Origin of the sequence: Methylobacterium sp. J-077 (assembly GCF_022829365.1) — a bacterium.
Classification (GTDB): Bacteria; Pseudomonadota; Alphaproteobacteria; order Rhizobiales; family Beijerinckiaceae; genus Methylobacterium.
In genome coordinates this window covers 23,410-35,431 of record NZ_JAKSYJ010000111.1, presented here as the reverse complement: position 1 = coordinate 35,431, position 12,022 = coordinate 23,410, and the positions used below count along the sequence as shown (strand labels likewise).

Genomic DNA, 12,022 nt, shown 5'->3' with positions numbered 1-12,022 from the left:
CCACCTGATGGCCACGAAAGCCCCGGACCCATGCCCGTCCTCGAACGGATCCGCGATTTCGCCGACACGATGACGACGTGGCGGCACGATCTGCACACCCATCCCGAGCTGCTCTACGACGTGGAGCGCACGGCGGGGTTCGTGGCCGACCAGCTCCGCGCCTTCGGCTGCGATACGGTCGAGACCGGCATCGGCCGCACCGGCGTGGTCGGGGTGATCCGCGGCAACGGCAAAAGTTCGAACCGCGCCATCGGGCTGCGCGCCGACATGGACGCCCTGCCGATCCAGGAGGTCCGGGACCTGCCCTACCGCTCCACGGTGCCGGGCAAGATGCACGCCTGCGGCCACGATGGGCACACCACGATGCTGCTCGGGGCCGCCAAGTACCTCGCCGAGACCCGGGATTTCGACGGCGCCGCCGTGCTGATCTTCCAGCCCGCCGAGGAGGGCGGCGGCGGCGGCGAGGCGATGGTCGAGGACGGCCTGATGGAGCGGTTCGGGATCGAATCGGTCTACGGGATGCACAACATCCCCGGCATGGCGGTCGGCACCTTCGCGATCCGGCCGGGTCCGATCATGGCGTCCACCGACCGGTTCACCCTCACCATCGAGGGACGGGGCGGCCACGCGGCCCTGCCGCAGAACGCCGTCGACAGCGTGCTGGTGGCCAGCCACGTGATCATCGCCCTGCAGAGCATCGTGTCGCGCAACCTCGATCCGCTGGACTCGGCCGTGGTCTCGGTCTGCGCCCTCGATGCCGGCGAGGCGTTCAACGTGCTGCCGCAGAGCGTGACCATGCGCGGCACCCTGCGGACCCTGTCCCAGGCGGTGCGCAGCCAGATCAAGGCGCGGATCGAGGCCCTGGTGACGGAGATCGCGGGTGCCTTCGGCGCCACCGGCATCGTGGATTTCGGCTCGAGCTACCCGGTGACCGAGAACCACCCGGCCGAGACGGAGTTCATGGCCGGCGTGGCCGAGTCCCTGGTCGGTGCGGACAATGTCGACCGCACGGTGGCGCCGATGATGACGGCGGAGGACTTCTCCTACATGCTCGGCCGCCGCCCCGGCGCCTACATGTTCATCGGTAACGGCGACAGTGCCTCGCTCCACCACCCGCATTACGACTTCAACGACGCCGCGACCCCGTACGGGGCTTCGCTGTGGGCGCGCCTGATCGAGACCGCGCTGCCCCGGACGGCGTGAATCTGGCGGGCGCGCCCGGCATCTTGCTCCCGACCCTCCGGCAGGCCGTCCCGGTCTGGCTAAGGGTGGCGGCCCTCTCGTTCGGCGGTCCCGCCGGGCAGATCGCCGTGATGCACCGCCTCCTAGTGGAGGAGCGGCGCTGGATCTCCGAGCGGCGCTTCCTGCACGGGCTCGGCTTCTGCACGCTCCTGCCCGGGCCGGAGGCGCAGCAGCTCGCGACCTATATCGGCTGGCTGATGCACGGCCCCGCCGGAGGGCTGGTCGCGGGCGGGCTGTTCGTGCTGCCGGGGCTCCTCGCCCTGATGGGCCTGAGCTGGCTCTACGTGCTCTATGGGGCGGTCGCCTGGGTCGAGGGCCTGTTCTTCGGGCTCAAGGCGGCGGTGCTCGCCATCGTGCTGCACGCGCTCTGGCGGCTGAGCGGCCGGGCGTTGCGCGGGCGGGCGGACCGACTCATCGCGGCGGCGGCCTTCGTGGCGATCTTCGCCTTGAGTGTACCGTTCCCGCTGGTCGTGGTCGCGGCGGGCGTGCTCGGTCTCGTGCTGGGCCGCCGGCCCGCGCCGGCCCCGACCCCCGCGGAGGCGGCGGCTGACGAGGCCGGGTTTCTGATTGGAGAAGCCATGCTGCCGCGGGAGCGCGCGGGGCCGGCGGATTCACTGCGCATCGGCGTGCTCTGGCTGGCGATCTGGCTGCTGCCGGTGGCCGCCCTGCTGGTGATGCCCGGGGTGCCCCCGGTCTTCGGGCGGGTCGCCGTGTTCTTCGCCAAGATGGCGGTGGTGACCTTCGGGGGCGCCTACGCGGCGCTGGCCTATGTCGCGCAGCAGGCGGTGGAGCATTACGGCTGGCTGCGGCCCGGGGAGATGCTCGACGGGCTCGGGCTCGCCGAGACCACCCCCGGCCCACTGATCATGGTGCTCCAGTTCGTCGGCTTTCTGGCCGGCTACCGGGCGCCCGGCACGCTGCCGCCGCTGCTCGCCGGGACGCTCGCCGGCCTGCTCACCACCTGGGTCACCTTCGCGCCCTGCTTCCTGTGGATCTTTGCGGGTGCGCCGCTGATCGGGCGCCTGCGCGGCAGCCGCCCCCTGGCTGGGGCCCTGTCGGCGATCACCGCCGCGGTGGCCGGGGTGATCCTCAACCTCGCGGTCTGGTTCGCGCTCCGGACCCTGTTTCGTGAGATCCGGACGGTGGCGCTCGGGCCGCTGCGCCTGGACCTGCCGGTACTTGGCAGCCTCGACCCCGCGGCCCTGGGGCTGACGCTGCTGGCACTCCTGGCTGTCTTCCGGCTCAGACTTGGAGCGCTGCCGACCCTGGCGCTCTGCGCCGGGGCCGGGATGGTGCTGCGGCTGATGGGCCTGGCCTGACCCGGACGGTCAGGCCCCGTAGCGGGCCTTGAGCAGCGCGTAGGTCAGCCGCGCGGTCTGGACCTCGCCGCCTTCGGGCCGGCCGGGCTTGGTCGCGGGGTTCCAGCCGTAAAGGTCGAAATGGCCGTGCGCCCTCGTCTTCGGAGCGAAGCGGCGCAGGAACAGGGCGGCGGTGATCGCCCCGGCGAACGGGCCGCCGGAGACGTTGTTGAGATCGGCGACCTTGGACTCGAGCAGGCTCGCGTAGGGGGGGTGCAGCGGCATCCGCCAGGTCGGGTCGATCGCGATCCGCCCCGCCTCCGCGACGGCAGCCGCCAGGGCCTCGTCCTCGGTGAAGAAGGCCGGCAGGTCCGGCCCGAGCGCCACGCGCGCGGCCCCCGTCAGCGTCGAGAAGTCGAGGATCAGCTCGGGCGCCTCCGCATCGGCGAGCGTCAGTGCGTCGGCGAGGATCAGCCGGCCTTCCGCATCGGTGTTGCCGATCTCGACGCTGAGCCCGGCCCGGCTGGCCAGTACGTCGCTAGGGCGGAAGGCGTTGCCCGAGACAGCGTTCTCCACCGCCGGGATCAGCACCCGCAGCCGGATCTTGAGGCCGGCGCCCATGATCATGTCGGCGGCTGCCAGCGCCACCGCGGCCCCGCCCATATCCTTCTTCATCAGCAGCATCGCGGACGAGGGTTTGATGTCGAGCCCGCCCGTGTCGAAGGCGACGCCCTTGCCGACCAGGGTCACCTTCGGCGCGTCCTCCGGCCCCCAGGTCAGGTCGATCAGGCGCGGAGCCCGCGGCGAGGCGACGCCGACCGCGTGGATCAGGGGAAATTCCTGGGCCAGCTCCTCGCCCTGCGTGACATCGATCGCGGCGCCGTGGCGCTCGGCGAGCGCCCGGGCAGCGGCTTCGATCTCGGCCGGCCCGAGATCGTTGGCGGGGGTGTTGATCAGGTCGCGGCCCATCGCCACCGCGGCGGCGACCCGCTCGACCTCCGCGGCGTCGATCCCGGCCGGCGCCGCCAGCCGGGCCTTGGTGCCGCCGGAGGACCGGTAGCGGCCGAAACGGTAGCTGCCCATCAGCCAGGCCAACGCCGCCTCGGTTGGCTCGGGGGCATTCTCCAGGCGAAACACCCCCTCCGGCAGCAGTCCCGGCAGCTTGCCGACCATCAGCTGGTCATAGGTGGCCGCCTCCGGATCGCCGAGGCCGAACAGCACCCGGGCGAGGCTCCCGTCCGGTCCTGCCAGCAGCGCGAGGCTCCCGGCCTTCGGCTTGAAGCCGATGGTTCGCGCAAAACTTCTGTGCGCTGGTTCCAGGGCGGCTTCGACCTCGGGCCAGGACGCCGTCGTGACGAGGGTGACCGTCACGGAGGGCGTGTCGCCGGGCAGCAGGGCGGGCGTCGCGGAAGTGTCGGCCTGGGTCATGTGCCTCTCGTGCGGCGGTCGGGCCGGCAGCGGCTTAACCGGTGGTTAGGGTTAACGCTCTATCACCGGCCGGCCGGGAGCGTGAAGCGCGAGCCAGAGCCCGCCCGGCCAGTGCCGGCGGAGCGCACCATGATGACGGCCCCGATCCGGGTCACCACGACCTCGGCTTCCACCCGCCGCCGCGCCGGCCTCGCCGCCGCGGCCCTCGTGGCGCTGGGCCTTGCCGGCTGCAACACCCGCTCCCCGGAGACCACCGGCTCGATCGGTGACGCCAGCGTGCGCCAGACGGCTTCACGCCAGGACACCGACGCCCTGGCCGAGCGCTTCAACGCCAATCCCGGCGACGGGCGGGCGGCGATCGCCTACGCGCGCGCCCTTCGGTCGAACGATCAGGCGGCCCAGGCCTCTGCCGTGCTGCAGCAGGCGGCCCTGCGCAACCCGCGCGACACGTTCATTCTCGGCGCCTACGGCAAGTCGCTGGTCGAGGCCGGCCGCTACCGCGAGGCGATCGACGTGCTCGCCAACGCCCATTCCCCGGCCTCGCCCGATTGGCGGATCCTGTCGGCGCAGGGCTCGGCCTCCGCGCAGCTCGGCGAGCAGGCCCGTGCCCAGAGCTTCTACGAGGCCGCGCTGAAGATCCGGCCGAACGAGCCCTCGCTGCTGTCGAATCTCGGCCTGTCCTACGCCCTGTCGCGCAATCTCGACCAAGCCGAACAGACCTTGAAGCTGGCCGCCGACCAGCCCGGTGCCGATGCCCGGGTCCGGGCGAACCTCGCCCTCGTGCTCGGCCTGAAGGGTCGATTCGCCGACGCCGAGGCGGTGCTGCGCCGCGACATGGGCCCCGAGGAGGCCGCGGCCAACGTGGCGTCCCTGCGCAAGCTCGCCGCACAGCCGAATCGCTTCAAGACGCTGACGGGGGCTGGGGCGCCGGGTCAGGGGTGACGGGGCACCGCGCGGCGGCGACCAGTCCGGAGGCGCCACGGGCGGGTCACGATCGTCACACGTCGCTGCTGAACGAAGGCAACGGGTGGATCTGGGCGCGTCTTCCTCCCGAGCAGAGGCTCGCGGATTCATCATCCGCTCGGCAGAATCCGAGGGAGACACCGCGGCTCTCCCTCCCCCCTCTGCAAGGGAGGGTGGCCCCCGAAGGGAGTCGGGAGAGGGGAGCGACGGTGCAGGACAAGGCTGCGGCCTTCATACCGGCCCCGCCTCTTTCGGAACCTGGGTTCCCCTCTCCCGACCCGGCCTGACGGCCGGCCCACCCTCCCCCGCAGGGGGGGGAGGGGAGACGCGCGTGGCAAGCCGCCTGCTTCCCGGACACAATGCGAGTCTTCGCCGGGGATGCGACCGAGCGGCATGCGTCCCGACGCCCGACAGGGCAGCGCGGCTGTCATCGCAACCCGGTAGCGGCCAGATTCGAAAAGTTCTATATCGACTCCTGGCTGCGCCGCGCGGCTCCACGGGCGTCCAAATCGCCCCCGCGCATCGTCTCCTGCCCGGGCACTCCCGGGGCGGCGCGCGCCCGTCGGGCGCTACACAGGCCGAACACAGACTTCCTAGCGCAGGTCTTGCCTGCGCGTGTTCGACAACCCGCAGCGAGGATACAACCAGCCGTGCCATCACTCGACAGCTTCAAGGCCCGCCAGACGCTCGAAGCCGGCGGCAAGACCTACACCTACTACTCGATCCCCGAGGCCGAGAAGAACGGCCTCGCCTCCGCCACCGCGCTGCCCTTCTCCATGAAGGTCCTGCTCGAGAACCTGCTGCGCTTCGAGGACGATCGCTCCGTCCGCAAGGCGGATATCGCGGCGACGGTCGGCTGGCTCGCCGAGAAGGGCAAGGCCGAGGTCGAGATCGCGTTCCGCCCCGCCCGGGTGCTGATGCAGGACTTCACCGGCGTCCCGGCCGTGGTCGATCTCGCGGCCATGCGCGACGCCATGGTGGCGCTCGGCGGCGACCCGCAGAAGATCAACCCGTTGGTGCCGGTCGATCTCGTCATCGACCACTCGGTGATCGTCGACGAGTTCGGCACCCCGAAGGCGCTGGCCGACAACGTAGCCCTGGAATACTCGCGCAACGGCGAGCGCTACACCTTCCTCAAGTGGGGCCAGTCGGCCTTCGACAACTTCTCCGTGGTTCCGCCCGGCACCGGCATCTGCCACCAGGTGAATTTGGAATATCTGGCCCAGACCGTCTGGACGAAGTCCGAGGACGGGACTGAGATCGCCTATCCCGACTCGCTGGTCGGCACCGACTCGCACACCACCATGGTCAACGGCATGGCCGTGCTGGGCTGGGGCGTCGGCGGCATCGAGGCCGAGGCGGCCATGCTCGGCCAGCCGCTCTCGATGCTGATCCCCGAGGTCGTGGGCTTCAAGCTGTCGGGCAAGCTGCCCGAGGGCACCACCGCCACCGACCTCGTGCTCACCGTCACCCAGATGCTGCGCAAGAAGGGCGTGGTCGGCAAGTTCGTGGAGTTCTACGGCCCCGGCCTCGACGACATGGCGGTCGCCGACCGGGCCACGATCTCCAACATGGCCCCGGAATACGGCGCCACCTGCGGCTTCTTCCCCGTAGACCAGAAGACCATCGACTTCCTGAAGGTCACCGGCCGGTCCGACGACCGGATCGCCCTTGTGGAGGCCTACGCCAAGGCGCAGGGCATGTGGCGCGACGCCAAGACGCCCGACCCGGTCTTCACCGACACGCTGCATCTCGACATGGGCGAGGTCCGGCCCTCCCTCGCCGGCCCGAAGCGCCCGCAGGACCGGGTGCTGCTCGACGCCGCCAAGCCCGGCTTCGCGACCTCGATGGAGACCGAGTTCAAGAAGGCCGCCGACCTCGCCAGCCGCTATCCGGTCGAGGGCACGAACTTCGACATCGGCCACGGCGATGTGGTGATCGCGGCGATCACCAGCTGCACCAACACGTCGAACCCGTCGGTGATGATCGGCGCCGGGCTGCTGGCCCGCAACGCCGTCGCCAAGGGCCTGCGCTCGAAGCCCTGGGTGAAGACCTCGCTGGCTCCCGGCTCGCAGGTCGTGGGTGAGTACCTGGAAAAATCCGGCCTGCAGGAGCCCCTCGACGCGCTGGGCTTCAACCTCGTCGGCTTCGGCTGCACCACCTGCATCGGCAATTCCGGCCCGCTGCCGGAGGCGATCTCCAAGGCGATCAACGACAACGACGTCGTGGCCGCCGCGGTGCTCTCGGGCAACCGCAACTTCGAGGGCCGGGTGAACCCCGACGTGCGGGCGAACTACCTCGCCTCGCCGCCGCTGGTCGTCGCCTACGCGCTGGCCGGCTCGATGCAGATCGACATCACCACCGAGCCGCTGGGCCAGGGCTCCGACGGCAAGCCGGTCTACCTCCGGGACATCTGGCCGTCCTCGGCCGAGGTGCAGCAGTTCATCGAGGAGAACATCACCTCGGAGCTGTTCAAGCGCCGCTACGCCGACGTGTTCGGCGGCGACCAGAACTGGAAGGACGTCGAGGTCACCGAGGCCGAGACCTTCGCGTGGAACCCCGGCTCCACCTACGTGCAGAACCCCCCGTACTTCGTCGGCATGGAGAAGACTCCCAAGCCCGTGGAGGACATCGAGAACGCCCGCATCCTCGGGCTCTTCCTCGACTCGATCACCACCGACCACATATCGCCCGCGGGCAACATCCGGGCGGCCTCGCCGGCCGGCGAGTACCTGCAGGCGCACCAGGTCCGCGTGCAGGACTTCAACCAGTACGGTACGCGCCGCGGCAACCACGAGGTGATGATGCGGGGCACCTTCGCCAACATCCGCATCAAGAACCAGATGGTCCGGGACCCGTCCGGCAACGTGGTCGAGGGCGGCTGGACGCTGTTCCAGCCCACGGGCGAGAAGATGTTCATCTACGACGCGGCGCAGAAATACGCCGAGAGCGGCACGCCGCTCGTCGTCTTCGCCGGCAAGGAATACGGCACCGGCTCGTCGCGCGACTGGGCGGCCAAGGGCACGAAGCTGCTCGGCATCCGAGCGGTGGTGGCCGAGAGCTTCGAGCGCATCCACCGCTCGAACCTCGTCGGCATGGGCATCGTCCCGCTGGTGTTCCAGGGCGAGACCTCCTGGGCCTCCCTGGGCCTAAAGGGCGACGAGACCGTCACCATCAAGGGCCTGTCGGGCGAGCTGAAGCCGCGCCAGACCCTGGTCGCGGAGATCACGGCGGCGGACGGATCGAAGACGGAGGTGCCGCTCACCTGCCGGATCGATACCCTCGACGAGCTCGAATACTTCCGCAACGGCGGCATCCTGCCCTACGTGCTGCGGTCGCTGGCGGCCTGAGCCTTGCCCGGGCGGTACCTCCGGGCGCCGCTCCATCCGCTTCAAGGCGGCGCCGATCCGGCGCCGCCTTTTTCATGCGCGCCGTCCGGCTGCGTATCTTACGATTGTTGTCTTGCGCGCAATCTTGTTTTCGCGGCCCGGCACCCCATAACCCGGCTCCCGAAGCCAGGATGGGTTCCCCATGAAGCACGCCACACAAATCCTCGCCGCCGCCGGTCTGACCGCCCTGCTGTCGAGCGCGGCCTTCGCTGCCCAGGTCGAGCGCGTCCGCGGCACCATCGACAAGGCCGAGGGCAGCACGCTCACGATCAAGACCGACGACGGCAAGTCCGAGACCGTCGATGTCGGCGGCGCCAAGTTCGCCTGGGTGGTCCCGTCGAGCCTCGACGCCATCAAGGACGGCGTCTTCATCGGCACCGCCACCAAGGGTGAGAACCCGATGACGGCCCTCGAGGTCGTGCTGTTCCCCGAGTCGATGCGCGGCACCGGCGAAGGCCATTACGGCTGGGACTCGATCACCGACCAGACCGGCGGCGCCGGCTCCAAGGTGAAGAGCGCCATGACCAACGGCACCGTGAAGGCCGAGACCGCCAACGCCCCGAAGGTGAAGAGCGCGATGACCAACGGCACCGTCAAGGCCGACAAGGCGGCGTCGGGCGGCGAGCGCACCCTGACGGTGAGCTACGGCAAGGACGGGTCCAAGGAGATCGTGGTGCCGTCCTCGGCGCCGATCGTCGCCTTCGAGCCGGCCGACAAGGCGATCCTGGCCCCCGGCTCCAAGGTCTTCGCCGTGGTCGCCAAGGACGGCGCCAAGGCCGAGGGCAAGCTCGTGGCGGTCGGCAAGGACGGTCTCACCCCGCCGATGTGATTTCGGGATTCTCGTGCGCCGCGGTCGGCACGGCCGGCCGCGGCGCGCGGATTCCTTATCGAAGCGGGAGCATTTGCGTCGTCACCGCACTCTGCGGTTCGGAAGGCCGGCAGTGTGTGCATAAATTACCGGCACGATCCGGTGCCGTTCAGGGGCGAGTGTCTGAATTTTCGCGACCGAAAGCGCAGGAGATACATCAACATTCGCGGCACGGAAGCTGGATAGATGCATATTAGATCTGCATCATCGAAAAATAAAATTGGCTATATTTGCTTCTTACGCGTCATATGAACTGCCGAAACAACATGTTTTGCTCCTCGAATGATTGTGCGGGCGTTGTCTGAATTTGATGCAGCCCAATGAGGTGGCACTCAGGCGTTGATGTTTTCGCGAGCGTGCTAGAATATCGAAGATCTAGCTTCCAAAACGCGGGACCGACGCGATGAAATTCTTGCGTGACGCAAAAATTCTCGTCAAATTTGCAATTCCGCTCGTCATCGTCGCTTTGGCGGCCGGTGGATTGATCCTCTACGCTCGATCGAGCCTCGTCGCCCAGTCCGGCCAGACACGGCAGATCGTCGACGTGCAGGCCAAGCGCTTGGCGCTGACCCTCGGCCTCCAGATCGATGTCAGTGAAATCTCCGTCCAGGCGCGGAACCTCGTCCTCGAAACGCGGGATTCGCAGATGGCGGGATACGAGACGCGCATCAAGCAAGCCAAGGTGCACGCCTTCGGCCTGATCGACGCGCTGGAAAAGCTGGCCGACACGGCCGAGCGGCGCGCGACGGACGAGGTGCTGCGTGAGACCTTGATGGCGCTCGGAGCGGTCGTTGATCGGGTCGTCGCCGGCGCGGAGCAGGGCGACAACGAACTCGCTCGGGATATCCTGCTGGGCGATGGCAATCCGCTGCGCGCGAAGCTGTGGGAGCTGGCGCAATCTCGGGTCGATGTCCTGACGAGCGAACTCCAGAAGGAGCGCGATGCGTCCGAGCAATCGGCCTCCCGGGCCACCCTCACGCTGGTCGTCGCGGCCTCCATCGGTCTCGTCGCCGCCATCGCCGCCGGTGTCGCCGTTGTGGCCCGCGGCGTCACGGCCCCCCTTAGAAAGCTGGTCCAGACCCTCGAACGGATGGGGCGCGGAGAGATCGACAGCGAGATCGCCGAGGCCGCCCGCGGCGACGAGATCGGCGCCGTCGGGCGCGCGGTCGAGGGGATCAAGCGCATGGTCGCCGAGAAGGCGGCCGAGCAGGCCGAGCTTCGCCGCCGCGCCGACGCGGAGGCCTCGGCCGAGCGCAGGCGCGCCCGGGCCGAACTGGCCGAGAGCTTCGAGCGGACCATGGGCGGCATCGTCGGCGCGGTGTCGAGCTCGGCGATCGAGCTGCAAACCGCCGCTCAGAGCATGACCGACACGGCCAGCCTCGCCGCGATGCAGGCCGCCACCGTCGCGGCGGCCGCCGAGGAGGCCGCGAGCAACGTCCAGACCGTGGCGGCGGCCGCGGAGGAACTGGGCAGTTCGGTCCAGGAGATCGGGCGTCAGGTCACGGGATCGGCCGACCTCACCCGGATTGCGGCCCGGGAGGCCGGTGAGACGACCCAGCTCGTGCAGGCCCTGAACCAGACCTCGGCGAAGATCGGCGAGATGGTCGGGCTGATCGCCAGCATCGCCAGCCAGACCAACCTGCTGGCGCTCAACGCGACCATCGAGGCGGCCCGGGCCGGGGAGGCGGGCCGGGGCTTCGCGGTGGTCGCCGCCGAGGTGAAGGCGCTGGCCGGCCAGACCGCCAGGGTCACGGACGAGATCACCGGGCAGATCGGCGCGATCCGGGCAGTGACCGAGAACGCCGTGGCGGCCATCGGTGGGATCACCAGCCGGATCGGCGAGATCGACGGCGTCACCGCCAGCATCGCGGCGGCGGTGGAGGAGCAGGGCGCGGCGACCCAGGAGATCGTCCGCAACGTCGCCCAGGCGGCATCGGGCACCGGCGACGTGACGGGCAACATCGTCGGGGTCGCGGAGGCGTCCGAGAAGACCGGGGCGGCCGCGGCTCAAGTGCTGGGTGCGGCGGCCACGCTCTCGGATCAATCCGGGCGCCTCAACGCCGAGGTGGCCCGCTTCCTCGAGGGCATCCGGGCCGCCAGAGGCGAACCCGGTGCCCGGGGACCGTCAGGCCGCCAGCGCGACGGTGTAATCGGCTTCCGTCTTCTTGCGGATCTCGTCCTCGGTGACGCCGTCCGCGAGCTCGATCAGCGTCATGCCGCCGTCGCCTTTCTTGTCGATCGCGAACACCCCGAGATCGGTGATCACGAGATCGACCACCTGGGTTCCAGTGAGCGGGAGGTCGCAGGCCTTGAGCAGCTTCGGGCTCTCGGTGCCGTCCTTGTTCTTGGCGACGTGCTCCATCACCACGACGACCCGCTTGACCCCGGCGACGAGGTCCATCGCGCCGCCCATCCCCTTCACCATCTTGCCGGGGATCATCCAGTTGGCGAGGTCGCCGTTGCCGGCTACCTGCATCGCCCCGAGGATCGACAGGTTGATGTGCCCGCCCCGGATCATCCCGAAGGAATCCGCCGAGGAGAAGTAGCTCGTCGTCGGCAGCGCGGTGATCGTCTGCTTGCCGGCGTTGATCAGATCCGGGTCCTCATCGCCCTCGTACGGGAAGGGGCCCATGCCGAGCATGCCGTTCTCGGATTGCAGCTGCACCGACATCCCATCGGGGATGTAGTTCGACACCAGCGTCGGGATGCCGATCCCGAGGTTCACGTAGAAGCCGTCTTCCAGCTCCTTGGCGGCGCGCGCCGCCATCTGCTCGCGGGTCCAGGCCATGGTCGTCTCCTGATAGCGTAGCGCGCTCAAGCGCGGCCGGATCTGG

General features: G+C 69.5%; 7 protein-coding genes and 1 pseudogene. 6 read left to right on the top strand and 2 right to left on the bottom strand.

Features of this window, described 5'->3' with window-relative positions:
* Window positions 1-30: 30 nt before the first annotated feature.
* Both MKL11_RS10275 and chrA read left to right on the top strand, forming a co-directional pair.
* Window positions 31-1,203, top strand: a complete 1,173-nt coding sequence (locus MKL11_RS10275) for a M20 aminoacylase family protein (RefSeq protein ID WP_243942830.1) — start codon at window positions 31-33, stop codon at window positions 1,201-1,203.
* Entirely contained in the window at window positions 1,161-2,561 is a 1,401-nt protein-coding gene (gene chrA, locus MKL11_RS10270) for a chromate efflux transporter (RefSeq protein ID WP_409565840.1), read from the top strand. The genes MKL11_RS10275 and chrA overlap by 43 nt, the downstream gene beginning before the upstream one ends.
* A 9-nt stretch (window positions 2,562-2,570) precedes the next feature.
* On the opposite strand, the gene MKL11_RS10265 is transcribed toward chrA, so the two are convergent.
* Complete coding sequence (locus MKL11_RS10265; RefSeq protein WP_243942826.1) at window positions 2,571-3,968, bottom strand: leucyl aminopeptidase family protein; 1,398 nt, start codon at window positions 3,966-3,968, stop codon at window positions 2,571-2,573.
* A gap of 132 nt (window positions 3,969-4,100) precedes the next feature.
* Here MKL11_RS10265 and MKL11_RS10260 point away from each other — a divergent pair, with 132 nt between their 5' ends.
* The 4 genes and pseudogenes from MKL11_RS10260 to MKL11_RS10245 all read left to right on the top strand — a co-directional run.
* Window positions 4,101-4,910 carry a CDC27 family protein gene (locus MKL11_RS10260; protein WP_409565841.1) on the top strand — a complete coding sequence of 270 codons (810 nt, stop codon included), beginning with the start codon at window positions 4,101-4,103 and terminating at the stop codon, window positions 4,908-4,910.
* Window positions 4,911-5,581: 671 nt separating this feature from the next.
* Window positions 5,582-8,281: an aconitate hydratase AcnA gene (gene acnA / locus MKL11_RS10255; RefSeq protein WP_243942822.1), complete on the top strand. Its 2,700-nt coding sequence runs from the start codon at window positions 5,582-5,584 to the stop codon at window positions 8,279-8,281.
* A 181-nt stretch (window positions 8,282-8,462) separates the two neighbouring features.
* The gene (locus MKL11_RS10250; RefSeq protein WP_243942819.1) at window positions 8,463-9,149 is read left to right on the top strand and encodes a metal ABC transporter permease; all 687 of its coding nucleotides are present in this window, start codon (window positions 8,463-8,465) and stop codon (window positions 9,147-9,149) included.
* 442 nt (window positions 9,150-9,591) lie between these two features.
* Window positions 9,592-11,286: pseudogene (locus MKL11_RS10245) on the top strand (methyl-accepting chemotaxis protein); the annotation flags it as partial.
* 27 nt (window positions 11,287-11,313) lie between these two features.
* Here the strand turns inward: MKL11_RS10245 and MKL11_RS10240 are convergent.
* Window positions 11,314-11,976, bottom strand: a complete 663-nt coding sequence (locus MKL11_RS10240) for a 3-oxoacid CoA-transferase subunit B (protein WP_243942817.1) — start codon at window positions 11,974-11,976, stop codon at window positions 11,314-11,316.
* Window positions 11,977-12,022 lie beyond the last annotated feature (46 nt).

Excerpts from the sequence above, each read along its gene's own strand:
- MKL11_RS10275 (WP_243942830.1), top strand. The coding sequence starts at position 31 with ATGCCCGTCCTCGAACGGATCCGCGATTTCGCCGACACGATGACGACG.
- MKL11_RS10265 (WP_243942826.1), bottom strand. The coding sequence starts at position 3,968 with ATGACCCAGGCCGACACTTCCGCGACGCCCGCCCTGCTGCCCGGCGAC.
- MKL11_RS10260 (WP_409565841.1), top strand. The coding sequence starts at position 4,101 with ATGACGGCCCCGATCCGGGTCACCACGACCTCGGCTTCCACCCGCCGC.
- MKL11_RS10250 (WP_243942819.1), top strand. The coding sequence starts at position 8,463 with ATGAAGCACGCCACACAAATCCTCGCCGCCGCCGGTCTGACCGCCCTG.
- MKL11_RS10240 (WP_243942817.1), bottom strand. The coding sequence starts at position 11,976 with ATGGCCTGGACCCGCGAGCAGATGGCGGCGCGCGCCGCCAAGGAGCTG.